This is a genomic window from Candidatus Desulfofervidus auxilii, assembly GCA_030262725.1.
Taxonomy (GTDB): Bacteria; Desulfobacterota; Desulfofervidia; order Desulfofervidales; family Desulfofervidaceae; genus JAJSZS01.
The window spans coordinates 1-19,711 of sequence record JAJSZS010000019.1 but is presented as its reverse complement, the minus strand read 5'-3'; the positions used below and the strand labels follow the sequence as shown (position 1 = coordinate 19,711).

The 19,711-nt window shown below is 31.6% G+C and carries 18 protein-coding genes and 1 tRNA gene; 5 read left to right on the top strand and 14 right to left on the bottom strand.

Annotated features, from left to right (window positions below; translation table 11 throughout):
• Position 1 precedes the first annotated feature (1 nt).
• The 4 genes from dnaG to LWW95_09500 all read right to left on the bottom strand — a co-directional run bounded on the left by dnaG (position 2) and on the right by LWW95_09500 (position 4,657).
• Positions 2-1,723 carry a DNA primase gene (gene dnaG, locus LWW95_09515; GenBank protein MDL1957262.1) on the bottom strand — a complete coding sequence of 574 codons (1,722 nt, stop codon included), beginning with the start codon at positions 1,721-1,723 and terminating at the stop codon, positions 2-4.
• Entirely contained in the window at positions 1,724-4,021 is a 2,298-nt protein-coding gene (locus LWW95_09510) for a Smr/MutS family protein (GenBank protein MDL1957261.1), read from the bottom strand.
• Between the two features lie 33 nt (positions 4,022-4,054).
• Positions 4,055-4,312, bottom strand: coding sequence for a transposase (locus LWW95_09505; GenBank protein MDL1957260.1), 258 nt, complete (start codon positions 4,310-4,312; stop codon positions 4,055-4,057).
• A gap of 114 nt (positions 4,313-4,426) precedes the next feature.
• Positions 4,427-4,657: a transposase gene (locus LWW95_09500; GenBank protein MDL1957259.1), complete on the bottom strand. Its 231-nt coding sequence runs from the start codon at positions 4,655-4,657 to the stop codon at positions 4,427-4,429.
• A 209-nt stretch (positions 4,658-4,866) separates the two neighbouring features.
• Here LWW95_09500 and LWW95_09495 point away from each other — a divergent pair, with 209 nt between their 5' ends.
• Positions 4,867-6,657 carry a hypothetical protein gene (locus LWW95_09495; GenBank protein MDL1957258.1) on the top strand — a complete coding sequence of 597 codons (1,791 nt, stop codon included), beginning with the start codon at positions 4,867-4,869 and terminating at the stop codon, positions 6,655-6,657.
• 32 nt (positions 6,658-6,689) lie between these two features.
• On the opposite strand, the gene LWW95_09490 is transcribed toward LWW95_09495, so the two are convergent.
• The 6 genes from LWW95_09490 to LWW95_09465 all read right to left on the bottom strand — a co-directional run bounded on the left by LWW95_09490 (position 6,690) and on the right by LWW95_09465 (position 12,335).
• The gene (locus tag LWW95_09490) at positions 6,690-7,787 is read right to left on the bottom strand and encodes a tetratricopeptide repeat protein (protein ID MDL1957257.1); all 1,098 of its coding nucleotides are present in this window, start codon (positions 7,785-7,787) and stop codon (positions 6,690-6,692) included.
• Positions 7,756-8,721 (bottom strand): ABC transporter substrate-binding protein, encoded by a 966-nt coding sequence (locus LWW95_09485; GenBank protein MDL1957256.1) that lies wholly within the window; start codon positions 8,719-8,721, stop codon positions 7,756-7,758. Before LWW95_09485 ends, LWW95_09490 begins: the two co-directional genes overlap by 32 nt.
• Positions 8,718-10,043, bottom strand: a complete 1,326-nt coding sequence (gene der, locus LWW95_09480; GenBank protein ID MDL1957255.1) for a ribosome biogenesis GTPase Der — start codon at positions 10,041-10,043, stop codon at positions 8,718-8,720. The genes LWW95_09485 and der overlap by 4 nt, the downstream gene beginning before the upstream one ends.
• Complete coding sequence (locus LWW95_09475; GenBank protein ID MDL1957254.1) at positions 10,022-10,462, bottom strand: NUDIX hydrolase; 441 nt, start codon at positions 10,460-10,462, stop codon at positions 10,022-10,024. Before LWW95_09475 ends, der begins: the two co-directional genes overlap by 22 nt.
• Positions 10,459-11,076 carry a thermonuclease family protein gene (locus LWW95_09470; protein MDL1957253.1) on the bottom strand — a complete coding sequence of 206 codons (618 nt, stop codon included), beginning with the start codon at positions 11,074-11,076 and terminating at the stop codon, positions 10,459-10,461. Before LWW95_09470 ends, LWW95_09475 begins: the two co-directional genes overlap by 4 nt.
• Before the next feature lie 68 nt (positions 11,077-11,144).
• Positions 11,145-12,335, bottom strand: coding sequence for a hypothetical protein (locus LWW95_09465; GenBank protein MDL1957252.1), 1,191 nt, complete (start codon positions 12,333-12,335; stop codon positions 11,145-11,147).
• Between the two features lie 364 nt (positions 12,336-12,699).
• Between LWW95_09465 and acs the strand changes: the two genes are divergently transcribed.
• Positions 12,700-14,751, top strand: coding sequence for an acetate--CoA ligase (gene acs, locus LWW95_09460; GenBank protein MDL1957251.1), 2,052 nt, complete (start codon positions 12,700-12,702; stop codon positions 14,749-14,751).
• A gap of 106 nt (positions 14,752-14,857) precedes the next feature.
• Here the strand turns inward: acs and LWW95_09455 are convergent.
• Positions 14,858-14,955, bottom strand: a tRNA-Sec gene (locus LWW95_09455).
• Positions 14,956-14,994: 39 nt separating this feature from the next.
• On the opposite strand from LWW95_09455, the gene ispH reads away from it, so the two are divergent.
• The 3 genes from ispH to LWW95_09440 are packed head-to-tail and all read left to right on the top strand — an operon-like array spanning position 14,995 to position 17,771.
• Positions 14,995-16,683, top strand: coding sequence for a 4-hydroxy-3-methylbut-2-enyl diphosphate reductase (gene ispH / locus LWW95_09450; GenBank protein ID MDL1957250.1), 1,689 nt, complete (start codon positions 14,995-14,997; stop codon positions 16,681-16,683).
• A 1-nt stretch (position 16,684) separates the two neighbouring features.
• On the top strand, positions 16,685-16,945 hold the full coding sequence (locus tag LWW95_09445; protein MDL1957249.1) for a hypothetical protein: 261 nt from the start codon (positions 16,685-16,687) through the stop codon (positions 16,943-16,945).
• Positions 16,932-17,771, top strand: coding sequence for a glycosyltransferase (locus LWW95_09440; protein ID MDL1957248.1), 840 nt, complete (start codon positions 16,932-16,934; stop codon positions 17,769-17,771). The genes LWW95_09445 and LWW95_09440 overlap by 14 nt, the downstream gene beginning before the upstream one ends.
• Here the strand turns inward: LWW95_09440 and LWW95_09435 are convergent.
• The 3 genes from LWW95_09435 to LWW95_09425 all read right to left on the bottom strand — a co-directional run.
• Positions 17,747-18,418 carry a GGDEF domain-containing protein gene (locus LWW95_09435; GenBank protein MDL1957247.1) on the bottom strand — a complete coding sequence of 224 codons (672 nt, stop codon included), beginning with the start codon at positions 18,416-18,418 and terminating at the stop codon, positions 17,747-17,749. The genes LWW95_09440 and LWW95_09435 overlap by 25 nt on opposite strands.
• Position 18,419: 1 nt before the next feature.
• Complete coding sequence (locus tag LWW95_09430; protein ID MDL1957246.1) at positions 18,420-18,833, bottom strand: HIT family protein; 414 nt, start codon at positions 18,831-18,833, stop codon at positions 18,420-18,422.
• 253 nt (positions 18,834-19,086) lie between these two features.
• Positions 19,087-19,711, bottom strand: a 625-nt coding sequence (locus tag LWW95_09425; GenBank protein ID MDL1957245.1) for a hypothetical protein, incomplete at its 5' end; no start/stop codon positions are given.

Below are 19,711 nucleotides of genomic sequence, written 5' to 3'. Positions count from 1 at the left end.
TTTAATTTCTCTTTAAATTATAGGCAAGGCTATTTTTTCTTTTTAAAAGGGTAATCAAACGTTGCCAATCTCTTTTTTCTTCAGCTTCTTTTATTTCTTGCAACATTGCTTTAAAACGCCTTTCTTTAAACTGTTGCAAAAGACCTTGTGCTATCCTCTCTGGAAAGGTATATTCATCATCAGTTACACCTAATCGTGTAAGTAAAGAGGTAACATTTTCATCTATCTCATTTATTAGTCCACTTATGTCAATCTTCCCTTGTTTTTGATAGACATCTATTATTTTCTCTAAAATTAAACGTAAATCTGGATGCTTAATTTCTGTTAAAATTTGCTCCTCCATAAATTGAGGAATATAATCTGGGAAATGAAGGAGAAACTTAACTACATTTTTCTCAAAAGCAGGAAGTGATATTTCTTCAGATAATTCTGAAGAAATTTTATTTTTAATTAAATCATTAAGGATAGACATATTCACTCCAAAAAGATGGCAAATCTTATCTCGATAATAAGCTTGAATTAAAGGATTCTTTAAAAAAGAAATTATTTCCATTGCATCTTTAAGAAATTGATATCTCAGATTGAGATCATCTCGTGTTTCTTCCTCGCCATGCTTTAAATACCAATCAAGAAGATTTTCAGCCTTATTTAAAAATTTTAGAAATACTTCCATTCCTTCCCTTTGTATAAAACTATCTGGGTCATCGCCTACTGGTAATACTAGTATTTCTACTGTTAAATCTTCTTTAAGTAAAAGAGGAAGACTCCTTATTGCAGCCTTTTGACCAGCAGCATCTGCATCATAAAGTAATATTACTTTTGGTGCCAATTGTTTTAAAAGTCGTGCTTGTGCTGGTGTGAGAGCTGTACCTAAGGTTGCTACTACATTTTTAATACCACAAGCATGTAAACTAAGCAGATCAAAATATCCTTCTACTACTAATACCTTACCTTCCTGATGACACCATTGTTTTGCAACATGATATCCATAGAGATTTAATCCTTTTTTATATATTGGTGTCTCAGGAGAATTAATATATTTTGGTAAACTTTCATCTAATACCCTTCCACCAAAAGCAATCACCTGTCCTTTTGCATCAAATATTGGAAATATAATTCTGTCTCGAAATCTATCATAAATTCTTCCTTCTTTTTCTACTAAAAGTCCGCTTTCCAAAGCTAAATTAAACTCTATTTTTTTTTGTTGCAATAGACGAGTTAAAGTATCCCATTGAGGAGGAGCATAACCTAAAAGATAATCAGAGATTGTTTCCTTTTTAATACCCCTTTTTGTAAAGTAATCTCTCGCCCTTTCTGCTAATGGATGTTCTAAAAGAAAACGATGATAAAAGTTAGCTGCCCACTGATTTAAAGCTAACAAATATTTACGATGTTGAAGTTGTGTTTCCTCTTCAGGAGAGATTTCAATTTGAGAGATATTAATGCCGTAATGTTGGGCTACTTCTTTTACTGCTTCATAAAAACTGCATTGTTTATAGCGCATAAGGAATGTAAAAACATTACCACCTATTCCACATCCAAAACAATGAAAAATTTGTTTATCTTCACTTACTGTAAAGGAAGGTTTATCTTCATCGTGGAAAGGGCAAAGAGCAACATAGTTTTTACCTACTTTCTTTAAAGTCACATATTCTCCTATTACTTCAACTATATTTGCTGTATTTTTAACTTCCTCTATAATTTCAGGTGGGATACGTATCATTTAATGTCTTATGTCTACAATTGTCACACCTTGACCACCTTCATGAGCATGGCCATCTCTAAAGCCTGCCACCTGCGGATGAACCTTAAGATAATTTTGAATAGCTGTGCGCAACCGCCCACTGCCCAGACCATGTATAATCCGCATTTGCTTTAAACCATATAATACAGCAATGTCAATAGCCTTTTCTATTTCAGTTAATGCCTCATCTACTTTTTTACCCAAAAGATAAATTTCAGAAACTGGTGCACTTAATGTGTGCACATTAACCGCCTTATGCAAAACTTGGACCTTTTTTACTATTTCTTTTATTTCATTTTTAGGTATTTGACAACGCCAGTTACCTATTATTACTTCTACTTTATCTTCTCCAACCCATTTAACTTGTGCAATTTTTTGACCAAATCTATCAGAAAGCTTTACCCAATCACCTGGTTTTATTCTAAGAGGTTCTTTAAAAGATGAGATAGAGATATTTTTTAATTCTTTTAATGTCTGTCTTTGCATTTTTAAGATTTCTAAATCTTCTTTTTTTTGCTGTGCAGATTTAATCGTTTGTTCTATTTTAGATAAAAGTTTATCAATCCTTTTTTCTTCAATTTGTCTTATTATATTTTCCCAGCGTTCTTTAAGAAAAAGAATAGAGGAGAAAAGTTTTAAAATTAAATTTTTTCTTGTTTCTAACTCATTTTTAAGTTTAATTAACTCTGATAAAAAATAATTTTTTTCGCTTTTTCCCAAATAATTTCTTGCCTTTTCTAAAATCTGTCTTTCTACTCCTAATTTTTCAGCTATTTCTAAAGCACAACTCATACCTACTGTATTGTAAATAAGTTGATAAGTAGGTGTTAAACTTTTTGTATCAATACCTACAGCCACATTTAATGCCTCCTTATCTTTCAATCCATAGACTTTTAATATATCATGGTGTGTAGTCACAACTGTAATAGCTCCCTTTGCTTTAAATTCATCTAAAAAAGACATACCTAATGCTATTCCTTCAGAAGGATGAGTTCCTTTTCCTATTTCATCTATTAAAATTAACGTGCGACCTTTTATTTTTTCCAAAATATTTTGAAGTCGTTTAAGATGGGCAGAAAAAGTGCTCATGCCAGAAACAAGCATCTGTTCATCTCCAATATCGCTGAATACATGTTCAAATATAGGGAAATAAGCTTCTTCTGCTGGTACAGGAATACCTGCTTGAAGCATTAGAATAAATAAACCAAGAGTCTTTAAAGCTACTGTTTTACCTCCTGCATTTGGTCCTGATATAATAAGTAGTTTTGTTGGTGGTGAAATTTTTAAATCAATAGAAACTACTTTTTTCTGATTTTCTTTTTTTTCTTGCCAAAGAAGCAAAGGATGGTATGCTTTTTTAAAATAGATTTGATCACTGAATTTAGGAAAAGTTCCATCAAATTCTATTGCATATTGAGCAATAGCTGTTAAAGCATCTAACTTAGCAAGTATTTTTTGATTATTTAAAAGAGTATTTATTTCATTAGCAATTATTTTAGTCAAATCTATTAAAATCTTTTTCTTTTCTTCTTCCTCTTCTTTAATAAGCATTTGAAGCTGATTATTAAAAGGTAAAATTTCAAAAGGTTCTATAAAACAAGTTGCTCGACTGCGAGAATAATCATGAATAATACCTTTTAAAAAAGGTTGAAATTCACTTTTTACAGATATTACATAACGACCTTGACGGATAGAGATTATCTTTTCCTGCCAATAAGTTCTATAAGCTGGTGTATGTAAAATAGAATCAAGTTCTGCTTTTATCTTTGCTTTTAATTGTTTTATTTTCAACCTAATTTTTTTTATTTCTAAACTAGCTGTATCTAAAATCTCCCCTTGAGCATTTACTGATTGTTTTATTTTTTTCTGAAGTGATGGAATTGTCTGAATAGAATGAATAAATTTAAATAAAGTTGGACATTCTTTTTGATGTTCTTCCCAATAGTGATAGATTTTAGCAGCAATATCTAAATGTTCACCAATAACATAAATTTCCTCTGGAGAAAGAAAGAAATCTTTAATTTTTACCTTTGCTAATAGAGAAGAAATATCTGATATTTTAGGAAAAGGAAAATTTTTATCCCAAAGACGGGATTTTATCTCTTTAACAATCTGAAACCTCTCTTTAAGAAGAGACAATGAATTAATAGGCCTTAATGTTAAAATCTCATTTTTACCAGGATTTGAAACAGCATAATTAGCAATAAGTTTTAAAAAATGGTTGAACTCCAAATCTTGAAGAGTTTTTAAATCCATAAAACAAAAATTAAATAGCATTTTTATTAAAAGGTGTCTAGAGCAACGGTAGTGTCAATTATTTTGTGTAAAATTTTTTATAGGGTTATCCTCCCAATATTTATTTAAACGATAAACAACACTATAAACTATCCTTTCACAACTAGCCTGATTACTAAACACCCCAATAGGTCTTAATCTTTTTCTCACCTCCCTAAAAACTCTTTCTATCCCATTTGTTGCCCTTATCTTTGTCCAATGATTAGTAGGACAGTCCATAAAGTTTAAAAGCTCTTCTAAATCCTTTTCTAAACAACTTACAGCCCTTGGCACTATACATCTTTCCTTCTATTGCTTATCTACTTCCCTCTGTCTACGTTTATATCGCTCAAAAAGAGTTGTTTTAAACCCTTTTTTGCGCACCGTGGCACCTTTATCTCAGATATATTACCCAAATGAGGTAAGTAGACTTCTTGTGTAATAGCCATTACGATAATCTCTTCTACTCTCACTGCATCCATATCGGCCAATACCAATATAGGCTGCCATTTCCTCTTCTAATGTGACTTCCATCAGTCTCTTAATCATCTTTTGAGTCCCTAAAGAAATCTCTTCCCAAAAATCCTCCTTTACTTTTTTCCATAAATTAGTTAATGTAAGTTTTGTTAGGTCTTTCATGGGTGTATCCTCCTTTCTTCAATAATTTCCTTTTGGGAGGATATACCCTATTTTTTCTTTTTGCAATCACACACTTTTTATTTTACACTGCCGAGCAACAAAAAAATTGACAATTGTTTAAAAATTAGTTATCTTTTTTTGTTCAAAAAAACAAATATAATAAACAAATTTTTAAATTTTTTTAGCCAAATAATAATCAGGAGATAGTTATGTGTGTTAAAAATTTTTTTATCTTTCTCTTAGTTAGTATAACTTTTTTTAGTTTAAATACATTTGCTGCAGATGATACTGAATTAAAAGAATTAAAAGAGCAATTAAGAATTTTAAAAGAAAAAGTAAAAATTTTGCAAGAAAAAATCGAAGAAATAGAAACAAAAAAAATTAAAAAAACAGAAGTAGAGTTAGAAAAATTAAAAAAAGAGGCTAAAAAAAGAGAAAATATTTTAAAACGATTAGAAGAAAAAACAAGAATAAAACTTTCAGGAGAGATTAGATTTCGTTTTGATAGTACAATTGCTAATACACCCTCTGATTTTGTTTATCCAGGACAACCAAAGACAGGTCAACATCGTGTAGATTGGTGTTCATGGCCAATGAGGTTTAGATTTCAATTTGAATCTACTGTAATCCGAAATTATTTAGATCTTTATGGAAGGCTTACTTTAAATAAGAGATTTGGGAAAATAATGTATTTTGGGGTAGGTTCAAATCCTCATGATTGGTATAACTCATATGCTGCTCATCAAGGGGGAGATATTACTCCAAGATTAGAAAATCTTTTTGTTATAGCTAAGGTTCCTTATTTAAGTGAAAAATTTCCTTTTAAAATATGGTTTGGTAGATTACGTGGCTATGAAGGGCCTCCTACAAGAGGAACTAAAACTATTTTTCCAAGATTATTTGTTGATTCAGAGATTGAAGGGGGATTAATTGAAATAGATCTTCCTAAATTACCTTTTGAAGAAAAATTGACAGAACTTGAATATAAATTATTTGGTAAACAACCTAAACCTACATATATTGAAAAAGAAAGGAATTTTAGAAAAATTGCTAGGTCTAATTATTTTAAAAAAATAAGAGCAAAAAACAAATTGTTTATTGGACATTTAAAATATAATGATGTAGGGCTTAGTGGTCCAGGAGGGAAATTTGAGGATCTTATGGGCATAGGAAGGGGGCCTGATTCAAATTGTTTTATCTCTCAGCTTCAGCTTAAATTGACTGAAGATACTCAGATATTTTTAAATTATGCTTATATGCATGCTTATTATATGCCTCGTTATTCTTTTTATGTTACAAAAGGACATAATTTTTCATGGACTGAGGCTTATGAAGACAAATTAGGAAATGAACTTGTTATTCCATATATTGAACCAAAACCTTATCATTTAGGAGGTATTTATATAGATACACAATTATGGCGGTTTCAAGTATATGGGGCTTGTTATTGGAGTTATTTTGAAATTGCTCCTCACAAACATAGATGGACATTTTCACAAGAGGGATGGGAAGCACTTGAAAGTAAGGGAATAGACCCAGAAGATTATGGATATGTTAAAATAGATAATCTTGTCTATGAAAAAGAATTTAAAGGAAAGGATTTTCTTGGACATGCTTGGTTTATTGGATTTAATACAGGAAATCTGCTTGGTGATAAGCTTTTGCTTTGGTGTGATGTGACACAGGCAAGTAAATATTGGATAAACCCATTTAATTGTAAAGGTTATAGGAGAAAGGGAACAGTTCATTATCTTTCGAATAATTATTTTTACAATCCAGGTTTAAGTCCAGATACTATAGTTGTTGGTTATTTCCCGTTTCCTGCAACAGTGGTTGATCTTTGCCTTACATACTACTTTCATCCAAGAAGTTATTTACTTATAGGAACAATGTATTTTGATGTTGATGTTCCAAGAAAAACAGAGGATGATTATATCTTAGGTTGTTCAGGGAGAGAATCATATTGGTATCCTCATATTGAATGGAAAATATTCTTTTAATTATGGCAAAATAATCATCCATTAACTGCTTCTTAAGGAAGATTAAATGGCAAATGTGGATACTCTTTTAAAAAAGAAGAATTACATTTTTTATAACATTTAATTATTTCATCCCATTGAACATTTTTCTTAAAAAGCCATTCATAAAGCAAAAGATGACATTTCTCTAAAGCATAAGGAGATTTTGAAAGGATTTTTTTTACCTCTTCTAAATATTCTATTTTTAATTTATTTTCTTTAAGCCAAACAAGCTCTGTTAAACCAAGTAAAACATAAACCATTCCTCTTTTATCTCCTGTTATTTCAAAGAGTTTTTTTGCCTCTTTAAATCTTTCTTCTGCTTCATTATATTTTTTCTGGATTTTTAAAGTCGTTCCTTCTCCCCATAAAGTATATGCATAACTTACTTTATCTTTTATATCTTTATATATCTTTTTTGCTTTTTCAAAATAAAAAAAAGCATTTTTAAAGTCATTTAACATCCTATATGCATTAGCTATGCCACAAAAGGAATAAGCTAAACCAAATTTGTCCTCTATTTTAGAAAATAAATCATTAGCCTTTGTATAATATTCTAAAGACTCCTTATATTTCCCCATCACTCGCAATACTCCACCTAAACCACAATAACAATAACCTTTTCCTTTATTATTGTCTAAACCTTCAAATAGAAAAATAGCTTCTAAAAATGTCTCTTTTGCCTTTTTTAATTGGCCAAATATACGCCACAATCCCCCCATAGCCCAAAGACAAAATCCCTCTCCTTCAGGGTCATCCCATTCTTGATAAATGGCTAAAGCCTTTTCAAAATCTTTTTTTGCTTCAATAACTTCTCCTATTGCTCTTTTACTTAAACCTAAATTTACAAGTATATCTGCGATTTCTAATTCATCTTTAGTCATTTCTGCTAGCTTTAAAGCCATTAAAAAATTTTCTTTTGCTTTTTTAAAATCTCCAATCATACGCAAACAATCACCTATACGCTGATAGCAACGAAGCCTTTCCCAAATAGCCTCCTTTGGACATAATGTTAATGCTTTTTGATAAACTTCTAATGCTTCATTAAAAAAGCTTTTTTCTCTTAAATTCTCTCCATTTTCAAAAAAGGATTCTACCTTCTTCTCCCACACTTTTAATTTCCTTTAAAAGGAATTTAATTGGAAATTTATAATTTTTTAAACATTTTTTTACACCTTTTCTTGTAAGTTTTTTTGATCTTAAAATACCATCAGCAGCAACATATGCACAACTAGCTACCCAATGAGGAAGATTATAATAGCGACTTAAAAATGCTTTTTCAAATTTTTTTTGAATTTTTCTTGAAAGGGTTGGGATAGTAATAAGTATATTTTTTGTTGTGCCAGCAGTAGAAAGGAAAATAGGGTCAAGAAGATAATGAAGACCTAAAAAAGTTACATCTGAATTTCTTATTTGAAATACAATTAACCCTGCTGTTTCTGGGTCAGTTATTATCACTATTATTTGAGACAATTTTTTAAAATCAAGTATATTTAATGGTGAGATTTTCTTTTTAAAAACAGGTGGTATTTTTATTGCTTCTATTAAACAATCACTTATACTTTTAGCCCAAGAATTATTTTCTAAAAAAATCCCCCAACTAAGATTTTTTTTATTTATGTAATCAGCAATAATTTTTATCTCTTCTTCTATTGAAAGAATAGGTATTGCCCAACCATCTGTAACTAAAGAAAAATTTTCAAAACAACCAGGACTTAAAACAGGCAAATTTACCTTTTTAATAACAGGGAGAACTTCTTCAAGACAATCACATCGTAATGGCCCAATAACAGCAATTATATCTTTATTTTTGGCTAGAGATAAAAAAATTTTTTTAGTCTTATCTAAATTCCCTTCATTATCAAAAGTAACTAATTTTATTTTGCTATATTCCAATGCTAAATGAACGGCTTTTTGGCAAGCATTACCCCATTTGGACAATGGCCCACTTAAAGGAACAACTAAAGCAATATGAGGATTAGAAGAAACATTTTCTTGACAAGATATAAGAAAAAGCAATAATAAAAAAAGAAACCATTTTTTCATCTTTTCCTTTCCCGAAAAAAAATTTTTAAAGGAATATGTTTAAAATTAAGCTCTCTCAAACGATTTATAAGAAAACGTTTATAGGATTCTTGAATACCTTTTGGATAGTTGACAAAAAATACAAAAGTAGGGGGTCTTATGTCTACTTGAGTAACATAATAAATTTTTATGGGACGATTTTTATAAAGAGGAGGTTGATATTTTGCTAAAATCCCTTTTAAAAAACGATTAAGTTGACCAGTGGAAATCCTTTTACTATATTGTTGATAAAGGGTATCAAAAAGAGGGAAGAGGGTATTAAGTCCTTCTCCTGTTAGTGCTGAAATAGTAATAATTGGTAAAAAAGTAGCAAATCTCAAACGCTTTCTTATATGCTCTATATATTCTCTTTCAAAATTTGAAGTAACATTCATCAAATCCCATTTATTTACAGCTATTAAAATGCATTTACACCTTTCTAAAGCATAACCAATAATTTTTAAGTCCTGATCCGTAATGCCTTCTAATGCTTCTAAAATTACAAGGGCAATGTCAGCATTATCTATAGCAGTTAAAGCCCTTTTTACACTAAATTTTTCAAGTCTTGATTTAATGCGAGACTTGCGTCTTAATCCTGCAGTATCCATAAAAAGATATTTTTTTTCATTTCTTTTTATAAGAGTATCTACAGTATCCCGTGTCGTTCCAGGAATTTCACTTACTACACTTCTTTCATCACCAATTAATTTGTTAAAAAGAGAGGATTTACCAACATTAGGACGACCGACAAGGGCAATTTTTATTGGCACTTCCTCGATTTCTTCTACCTCTTCCTTAATTGGAAGAAGCCTTATAGCCTCGTTCATAAGCTCATATATGCCATGACCATGCAAGGCAGAAATAGGCCAAAGTTTTTCTACACCTAGAGCATAAAAATCATCTAAAAGAGGCATTTGTTTTTCACTATCTATTTTATTTACTGCTACCAAAAATGGTTTTTGTAATTTGCGCAAATAATTCATAATTTCTTTATCTACTGGTGTTAAACCTGTACGAGCATCTGTGAGAAAAATAATAACATCTGCTTCCTCCATTGCTTTTTGACATTGAGCTATTACTTGGGGAAGTATAGGAGTAGTTTCCTCTGGTGGTAAAAAACCACCTGTATCTATAATAGTAATAAATCTTCCTTCCCAATTAATCTCTCCATAAAGTCTATCTCTAGTTACCCCTGGTGTATCATCTACAATTGCTCTGCGTTGTCTAATAAGACGATTAAAAAGAGTAGATTTACCAACATTAGGACGACCAATAAAGGCAATTATTGGCTTTTTTCCTGCCATAAGGTATATGCCTTTTTTATAATATTTTTCAATTCAGCACTTATTTTTAATTTATCTAAATCATCTAAAGGTTGCCAACAGATAGCTTGGGCATCTGACTGCGCTTTTGGATTTCCCTCCAAAACAGAACATAAAAAATCTATGATAATGAAATGATATTCAATTTTCCCCTCTTTATCTTGTAAAATTCGTTCCACAATCTCTATTAAATCTTTTACCTCTACTTTAAGATTTGTTTCTTCTTTAACTTCACGGATAATAGCTTCTTTTAAAGTTTCTCCCAATTTTACCAATCCACCTGGAATACTCCAAATACCCTGTGCTGGTGGATGTGCCCTTTTGATAAGAAGTACTGAATTTTCTTTAAATATTATTGCCCCTACACCAACTAATGGATGGGAAGGATATTGCCTTCTCATGGCATACACCAACGACAAGGACTATAACCTTGGTAAAAGGCATCCCATTTATTTTTAAAAATAATTCGGTTTTTTCTAGAAATCATTTTACCTAATTCACAATTTGGTCGGTGAAACTTAAAAGACCTTTTATTACCAAGATAATAAGTACATGTCTCTTTTAAGAGCACTTGCCAAATATTTTTTCTTTTTTTCATAGCAGCTCTTTGAGCTGCTAATAATTCTTTACGATATTTTAAATTTGGTTTTAAAAAAAGCACATGTGCATAACCTGCCTTTACCATCTCTAAATTAACAAAAGTGCCATCTTTTAAAAATACATAAGCAAGAAGACGTCCATAACGATCGTATTTTTCAATATCGGTTTCAAGATATACAACTTTTCCTTTTACTAATTTTATATTATAAGCAAGGGCTTCTCTAGCATAAGGTTCCTCAGGCCACTTTATTGATCCTAGCTCTGGAGCATTTATTCCAAGATATCGCACTATTTTACCATTTGTAAGAATAATAGTATCACCATCTTTTACCCAACATACACGTAATTGTTCTGCATAAGAAGTAATAAAAAGTAAAAAAAGAATAAAAAAAATAGAAAAGATCCTTCGAATCATGTTTGAGCTTAACCTGCTTTTAAAAAGAATTCAAGAATAAAAGCCCCTCCTTAGGAGGGGCTTAAATATTAGAAGCTATAAAATGCAGAAAAGGTAATTCGATCACCAACTCTCTCATCATCACGCATAGTATTCATGCGGATGTATTCTAACATAAGAGTAACACCCTCAGTGATTTTGTATCTTATATTGCTAAACCAAACCATGTTTTGTTTGTAACGACGTTTATAGAAGCCCGGATCATCTTGTGCCCTTTCCCAATTTAACCCTTTTAAATCAGAAGTTGTATTATGGTCTATACCAAAGCCGCCTGCTAAAGCTAGTTTTTTAATAGGAGTATTATATAAAATACTAATAAAACCACCTTGAGATCTAATCTCTTCACCATTTGTAGGATTATAGTCATTATCATATCTTAAGAAATGACTTCCAAGCCCTTGTCCAACCCAAGCTTCACCTTTTATTTCAATAGGATCCTTCTTTAATTTCCATTCTACAGCTGCTAACCATCTATGAACTCTTTTTTCCTGACTAGTTTTTTTCCATTCACTTCCATCCCAATTATATAATCGTCTTCTATCTGTCATAAAACCACCACCAATTGCGATAAGACTGCCTTTTTCTAAGAAAGGTAAATTGTATGCTATTCTTCCTAATACCCAAGGATATCCCCATTGATCTTCATATACAGAGACTCTTCTATGACGCATAAGAGAGAATAGAAATTCAAAATTTCCTAACTTTTGTCTTAAAGTAATTTGAGGAATACGCCACCATAAGTTACCACCATGAGCCAGAATACCGAATTCTACCATATGTGGATTCTGTTGAGGTAAAGGAATCCAATCCTGTCCTACTAAGAGACTGGTATTTGTAGGATTATATACCAGCTTTACATAAGCAAGACGAATACGAGGCTGAATATTATTACCTAAAATATCACCATAAAAGTCGTTTTCAAAATGACCTATAGCAGTAAAATTACCAGTGGTATGAGTAACTATAAAACCAAATCGAGTATCTCTTGGGTTAAAGTCAATTGAATCGCCTCTATAATCTGGATCAGCCGCAATTACACCTATAAAGTCATTGTAAGATTCAAATGCTACTGTATCATAGTGAGTATCAATCTTTATCCGCCCATAAAGCTTCATATCAAATTTTGAAACAACATTTTTTAAATCTGCAGATGCTTGTCCAAAACAAACCAAACCTATCAATAAAATAAACCCTACTAAAACCAGTTTCTTTTTCAGCATACATCCCTCCTTTACTTAAAATTTTTCATAAATAATAATTTTTTTATTTTTTCTCTCACCTCCTTCCATTTATATTTTTGACAAAAAACATACTTTGCTCGCATGCTTAACATAATTTTTTTGAAAAACCAAGCCAAAATTATATAAGCGGTATAGACAAAAGGTAAGAGGCAAAAAAGTAAGATAAAAGGTTGACAAATAATTAGCAAACTAATATATCTGTTACATGAAAAATATCTTTTACGGCATTCATCCTTTTAATAAAGCCGTTTATCGTAAAATCGAGTTGTTCATAAAATTATATATTGCACAGTTTTTTACTGCTAGATACTATAGTTAAAATCCTGTTTTAGGAGGTAACCAAATGGCAGTAGAAAAGATTTATGAAGAGTTTGGGCACTATGTTGTTCCTCCCTCTTGGAAGGATAAAGTGTGGGATATTAATGAATATCAAAAGTTTTATGAGAGTACAGTAAAAGATAAAGAATCTATAGAAAAATGGTGGGAAGAATGGGCAAATAAGCTTTCTTGGTTTAAGAAATGGGATAAAGTGCTTGATGACAGTAATCCTCCATTTTATAGATGGTTTGTAGGAGCAGAAACAAATCTGGCATATCTTTGTTTAGATTGGCAGATTGAACAGGGTAGAAAAAATAAATTAGCATTAATTTGGGAAGGTGAGCCTTATGATGAAATGACAAGGAGACCTAAGGATTTAAGAAAGTTTACTTATTATGATCTTTACCGCCGTTCAAACCGCATTGCTTATGCTTTAAGAGAAAAATTAGGTGTAAAAAAAGGGGAAATTTTGACTTTCTATATGCCCATGATTCCAGAACTTCCACTTTATATGTTAGCTGTGCAAAGGTTAGGTGCTGCTCATAGTATTGTTTATAGTGGATTTAGTGCATTGGCATTAGCAGAAAGGGCGATGGCTGCAGGTTCTCGTATAATAATAACAGCAGATGCTCTTTATAGAAACGGAAAAATAATTCCACTTAAAGAAATTGTAGATGAGGCTATAGATATCTGTGAAGAGAATGGGCATAAAATAAAACATGTTATTGTTGTAAAAAGGACAGATAGACCAGCTATACCTTGGAATAAGAAAAGAGATATTTGGCATCATGAATTTATTAGATATATTTCTGAAAATGTAAAAGTTGATCCAGTGCCACTTGGCTCAGAAGACATGTCTTATATTCTTTATACATCAGGTACCACTGGAAAGCCAAAAGGTGCTCAGCATAGTATTGCAGGATATGCAGTAGGTCTTTATGCTACTATGAAACTTATATTTGACATAAAAGAAGATGATGTTTATTGGTGTGCAGCAGATATTGGATGGGTAACAGGTCATTCATATATTGTTTATGGTCCTCTTATGACAGGAACCACTACTATTGTATACGAAGGTGCACCTGTTTATCCTTGGCCAGATAGATGGTGGCATATGATAGAAAGATATGGTGTAACTGTATTTTATACTTCTCCTACAGCCATAAGGATGTTAATGAAATTTCCATTGGATTATGTAAAAAAACATGACTTATCTACTATAAGAATTTTCCATTCAGTGGGAGAACCAATTAATCCAGAGGCATTTCGTTGGTATTATAAAAATATAGGAAAAGAAGATATTGTTGCTTCAAGCACATGGTGGATGACAGAAACAGGTCATATGTTGACTGGACATTTCCCAGGTTTAGGAAAAATCTTTCCACTTAAACCTGGTACAAATGGTTATCCATTTCCTGGAGTAAAAATGGAAGTTTTAGATGAAAATGGAAATCCTTGTAAGCCAGGAGAAAGGGGCTATTTTGTTATAACTACACCTTGGCCTGGTATGTTCATGACATTATATCAAGATCCTCAAAGATATATTGATATTTATTGGGCAAGATTTTCTAAAAAAGAAGAAAATAAATGGTATTATTATACAGGAGACTTTGCTGTTAAAGATCAAGATGGATATTTATGGGTCTTAGGTAGGGCAGATGATGTGCTCAATGTTGCTGGTCATCGTGTTGGTACTGCTGAAGTGGAATCAGCTATGATTATGCATCCAGCAGTAGCTGAAGCAGCTTGCATTGGACGACCTCATGAAATTAAAGGTGAAACACCCTTTATCTTTACTGTGCTGAAACAGGGATTTGTAGCTAGTCCAGACCTTGAATCAGAATTAAAAATCCACTTAAGAAAAACTATTGGGCCAATTGTAGCTTCAGATGCAACTATCCTTTTTGTGGATATGGTGCCTAAGACAAGAAGTGGAAAAATTATGAGAAGATTACTTAAGGCAGTTATTACTGGACAAAAGCTAGGTGATATTACCACTCTAGAAGACGAAACTGCTATTAAAGAAGCAGAAAAAGCATATGAACATTTGAAAACAGCATTAGAAAAGAAAGCATAAAGTTAATAATAAAAACTTAAGTAAAAGGCCACCTTTAAAGGTGGCCTTTTTTATTTTGACCTATGGACAAAACAAACAATGTAAGAAAAAATTAATTAACTAAATTTGGCGGAAGCGCATGGGAATCGAACCCACCACCGACACCTTTTCGTGCCGGTCACTGGATTTGAAGTCCAGGGGGGACACCAGTCCCCAGCCGCTTCCAAATTTAATATTATTATCTTTTTTAAGAGGTTGTCAATCGTGACAATTATTTTAGCAAAAAAGGCAGGTTTCTGTATGGGAGTAAAAAGGGCTGTAGAACTTGTATTTAAAACAGCTAGACAATTTAAAAAACAAAAAATATTTACTCTTGGCCCCATTATTCATAATCCTCAAGTATTAGAATTATTGGAAAAACAAGGAGTAAAAATAATTTCTTCGCCGCAAGAAGCAGTGCCTGGAAGTGTAGTAGTAATAAGAGCACATGGAGTTCCACCAGATATCAAAAAGCAATTAATTGAACGCAATGTTTTTGTTGTTGACGCTACTTGTCCTCGTGTATTAATGGTACAACAATTAGTAAAACGTTACTCCCAAAAAGGTTATCAAGTTATTATTGTTGGAGAAAAAAAACATCCTGAAGTAAAAGGGCTTTGTGGATATGTTCAGGGGCAAGCCTTAGTAATAAATAATGAAGAAGAGGTAAAAAAATTACCATTATCATTTAAAAAAATAATTGTGGTTGCTCAAACAACACAAAATGAAGTGTTATTTAAAAAATTAGCTAATTTATTAAAAAGACGTTATCCTGAAGTAAAGGTATTTAATACTGTATGCAATTCTACCCATGAAAGGCAAGAAGAGGTGAGAAAAATTGCAAAAAATGTAGAGGCATTTATTATAGTAGGAGGAAAAATGAGTGGTAATACACGCCGGTTGGCACAGATTGCTCAAGAAGAAGGAGTAAAAACTTATCATATCGAAACTGAAGAAGAACTTGTAGCAAGTGAAATAAAAAAGTTTAAAAAAGTTGCTGTTACTGCTGGAGCTTCCACTCCATATTGGTTAATCCGACGAGTGATTTTTAGATTAGAAGACCTCCTTATAGCTGATAAACCATCAAGATGGATCTTTTACAACCCCCTTAAATGGGCTTTAATGACAAATTTTTGGGCAGCTCTTGGAGGAGCTTCACTTGCAATAATAGGGGCTAAATTACTTAACTGTACTTTAAGTAAATTACCCTTTATTGCCTTTGCCTATCTTTGGGCTATGCATCTTTTAAACCACCTTACAGATTTAGAAGCCACTAAACTAACAGATCCTACAAGAGGACATTTTTTTGAAAAATACTATATTTTATTTTGGATCATTGGTCTTGGTTGTATAATTTTCTCTCTTTATCTCACTTGGCCTATATTACCAGCATTTTTTATCTTGCTTTTTCTTACTTTTGCTGGAATCATTTATAATATAAAAATTCCTGTTTTAAAATTAAAATTAAAAAATTTACCAGGTTCAAAGACTATTTTAGTACCATTTGCCTGGGGTTTTATTTCTGCGTTTTTCCCATTCTTTTTAAAACCCTCCTCACCTCCTTTAAAAGCTTTTTTGGTCTTTGCTTATTTATCTATTTTAGCATTTATTCGCACTTGCTGTTTTGATCTCCTTGATATCCAGGGTGATCAAATGGTAGGAAGAGAAACTTTACCTATCGTTTTAGGTGAAAAAAAGAGTTTTAAATTGCTTTATATTTTAGTTATTGGAGCTATATTTTTAACTGTTATTTTAACTTATCTTAACACTTTCCCAAAAGAGGCTTATTTTTATAGTTTAGTACTTATGGGATTTTTACTCTATTTATGGCAAATGGAGAAAAAATATCTTCGGCCTGGTGTTATATCGGAAGCTTTAATAGATGGGCAATTTATTTTAATGGCTTTATTTTAAGATGAGTAAAATTATTCCTTTTCCAAAAAAGAAAAAAGATTCTTCGGATGAAAGGTGGATAGTAGTAGTTGATACTCCTATTGAATATGAAGCTTATTTTATTTGCGGACTTTTGGAAACAAAGGGTATACCTTATTGTTTACAATGTTTAAAACACATTCCCCATCCAGTAAGTAGTGGACAATTGGGCAGTTATCTTATTTTGGTGCCTGAAATTTGGTTAGATTTTGCTAAAAAATTGATAAATAATGCCAAAAGTTAGTGTTATCATTCCAACTTATAATCGAGCTAATTTTTTAAAAGAGGCAATAGAATCAGTATTAAATCAGACTTATAAAGATTATGAATTAATTATTGTGGATGATGGCTCAACTGACGAAACACCAAAAATTATAGCACAATATAAAAATAAATTAAAATATATTGTTATTCCTCATCATGGTGTAAGCAAAGCAAGAAATGTTGGGATAAAAACAGCAAAAGGAGAATTTATTGCCTTTTTAGACTCAGATGATCTTTGGTATCCAAAAAAATTAGAGGTTCAAATTAATTTTTTTGATAACCATCATAATGCCCTTATATGCCAAACAGAAGAAATTTGGCTAAGAAACGGGAAAAGGGTAAATCCTAAAAAATATCATAAAAAACCATCAGGAATGATGTTTGAAAAGAGTCTTGAACGTTGTTTAATTAGTCCTTCTGCTGTTATGATGCATAAAACACTATTTGAAAAAGTAGGTTTATTTGACGAGTCATTCCCAGCATGTGAAGATTATGATATGTGGCTAAGAATCACTGCCAGGTTCCCTGTTTATCTTTTACCTGAACCATTAGTAATAAAAAGAGGAGGACATCCTGACCAGCTTTCTAAACTTGTTGAAGCTTTAGATAAATGGAGGATTAAAGCCATTGAAAAGATTTTAAAAAGCGGAATATTGAATGAGACTCAATATAAATTAGCTTTAGAAGAATTAAAGAAAAAATGTCAAATTTATGCAAGTGGCTGCCTTAAAAGAAATAAATTTAAAGAAGCAAAATACTATTTTAAATTGCCAGAAAAATATCAAATAAACTGTTCAACAAAATAATATACACTCTCAGTTTCTGCTTTCTTAACAAATCTCAATGCTTCTTCAGCTCTCTTTAAAAAATCCTCTTTTGTCACTTGAGGTTCACCCATATAAACTGCCATTCCGAATTTTATGTCTAAACCAACTCTATTTCTTAACCTTTCTTGCAAACGTTTAACAACAATAGAACCTTGAGAATAATTTGTAGCATTTAAAATAAAACCAAATTTTCCCAAACCTAAATGAGCAATTACATCTATTTTACGAATATTTTCTTGCAATGTCTCTGCAGCTGATTTTAAAATAGCTACAATTGCTGGATGATCCTTTTCACATTCAATTTCTCCTATTATTAAAAGACACGGTTTTCTTGTCCTTTTGGTTAAATTCATTGCCCTATCTAATTCTCTAAGAAAGAAGTTATAGTTTAACAAACCAGTAACTGAATCTATAGCAACAAATTTTTCTAGTTCAGCTTTATCTTTATAAATACGCATTAATGTTTTTACTAAAGCCTGTTCTTCAGGTCGGAGAGAAATAACAATAGCAGAGCTGCCAAAACTTGTCTGCATAAATTGGGCAAAATTATGTTGATCAGTGATAACCAAAAATACTTTTTTATCCTTTAAAGAAGGCATCTCTAAAACATCATTTAATCTCAACATTTTATAACTCCTTTTTAATTCTTTCGGCTATATTTTTTATTTTGTTCATATCTCCAGGTATTGGCTCCCAGCGAGCTATAGGAAGACCATCATTTTCCCAACGAGGAATAAGATGGACATGAAGATGAGGCACTACTTGACCTGCTGCTTTTTGATTAAGCTGTATTACAACAAGACCATCTGGACTAAGCCCTTTTTTAATAGCATGTGCAACTTTTTGAGCTATTTTTATCACTGCACTTAATTCTTCTGGAGTAATTTCAAAAATAGTTTCTACATGTCTTTTTGGGATAATAAGTGTATGACCATCATTAAGTGGATTAATATCCATAAATGCTAAAACATTCTCATCTTCATAAACCTTTATCGCTGGGAGTTCACCCTGAACAATTTTACAAAAAATACATTCTCTCATCTTCTTCCTCCTAACTTCTCTTATTATACTCAGAGTAAATGATTAAGTCAAAACATTTCCCAAAATCCGCGATTGATTTTTGTTAAAAAAGACGTTTGCCCTTCTAATCCATGATAAGTTGCTTTTTAAGCCACAAAAACTCTATAGACTCATCTGGCTTCTACCACATCCCTCTTTTTTTTCTTATATAAATCCTTTCTCTAAATTTATCCTGAATCTGCTTATAGTTGACTTTAATTATTTTTAATTCACGTCATTTCTCTATTTTCTTCACTGCTTCTTTAGCCCACTCAGCTATCCTCCTTTCCCAAAACTTGCCTTGAACATAGATTTTCACTTTTTCTGAGCAGTTTAATAACTTTTTTAAATAAGGCAAAGCTGGTTTAAAGCTCACTTCTCCCATTGCCCAGGCAAAAAGCCCTAGTGTTTCTGGTTCATTTATTTTTAAAACCTTTGAAAAAATTTCATTTTGAAAAAAGGATACTGAATCTTTTATCCTTTCTCCTAAACGTCCAATACCCCATAATCCACCTTTCACCAATGATGGTTCTTCAAAGGCATGAGCAACCATCATACTGCCATATGGTTCAAGTAGTTGAGGAATGTGGATAATTATCTCTGCTATAGTTTGAGGTGCATTCCAGCCAATACCGCCTGATTCGTCATTCATAGACCAAAAAAGATTTCGTATAAACTCCCTCACTTTTTCTTTTTTATTCTCTTGCCACCACACTTGCATTAATTTAGCTATAGCCTCTATTGCTGACCAATAAATTCTTGAATCAACATCATAAAGACAGGAACGCAAAAACTTAAAAGCACGCACATTTTTATTGCATAAAAAGATAATTTTTTCAAAATCCCTTTTTAGAAGTAAC

Bases quoted from the DNA above. Each gene is read 5' to 3' on its own strand.
- dnaG (MDL1957262.1), bottom strand. From the start codon at position 1,723: ATGATACGTATCCCACCTGAAATTATAGAGGAAGTTAAAAATACAGCA.
- LWW95_09510 (MDL1957261.1), bottom strand. From the start codon at position 4,021: ATGCTATTTAATTTTTGTTTTATGGATTTAAAAACTCTTCAAGATTTG.
- LWW95_09500 (MDL1957259.1), bottom strand. From the start codon at position 4,657: ATGAAAGACCTAACAAAACTTACATTAACTAATTTATGGAAAAAAGTA.
- LWW95_09495 (MDL1957258.1), top strand. From the start codon at position 4,867: ATGTGTGTTAAAAATTTTTTTATCTTTCTCTTAGTTAGTATAACTTTT.
- LWW95_09485 (MDL1957256.1), bottom strand. From the start codon at position 8,721: ATGAAAAAATGGTTTCTTTTTTTATTATTGCTTTTTCTTATATCTTGT.
- der (MDL1957255.1), bottom strand. From the start codon at position 10,043: ATGGCAGGAAAAAAGCCAATAATTGCCTTTATTGGTCGTCCTAATGTT.
- LWW95_09475 (MDL1957254.1), bottom strand. From the start codon at position 10,462: ATGAGAAGGCAATATCCTTCCCATCCATTAGTTGGTGTAGGGGCAATA.
- LWW95_09470 (MDL1957253.1), bottom strand. From the start codon at position 11,076: ATGATTCGAAGGATCTTTTCTATTTTTTTTATTCTTTTTTTACTTTTT.
- LWW95_09465 (MDL1957252.1), bottom strand. From the start codon at position 12,335: ATGCTGAAAAAGAAACTGGTTTTAGTAGGGTTTATTTTATTGATAGGT.
- acs (MDL1957251.1), top strand. From the start codon at position 12,700: ATGGCAGTAGAAAAGATTTATGAAGAGTTTGGGCACTATGTTGTTCCT.
- LWW95_09445 (MDL1957249.1), top strand. From the start codon at position 16,685: ATGAGTAAAATTATTCCTTTTCCAAAAAAGAAAAAAGATTCTTCGGAT.
- LWW95_09440 (MDL1957248.1), top strand. From the start codon at position 16,932: ATGCCAAAAGTTAGTGTTATCATTCCAACTTATAATCGAGCTAATTTT.
- LWW95_09435 (MDL1957247.1), bottom strand. From the start codon at position 18,418: ATGTTGAGATTAAATGATGTTTTAGAGATGCCTTCTTTAAAGGATAAA.
- LWW95_09430 (MDL1957246.1), bottom strand. From the start codon at position 18,833: ATGAGAGAATGTATTTTTTGTAAAATTGTTCAGGGTGAACTCCCAGCG.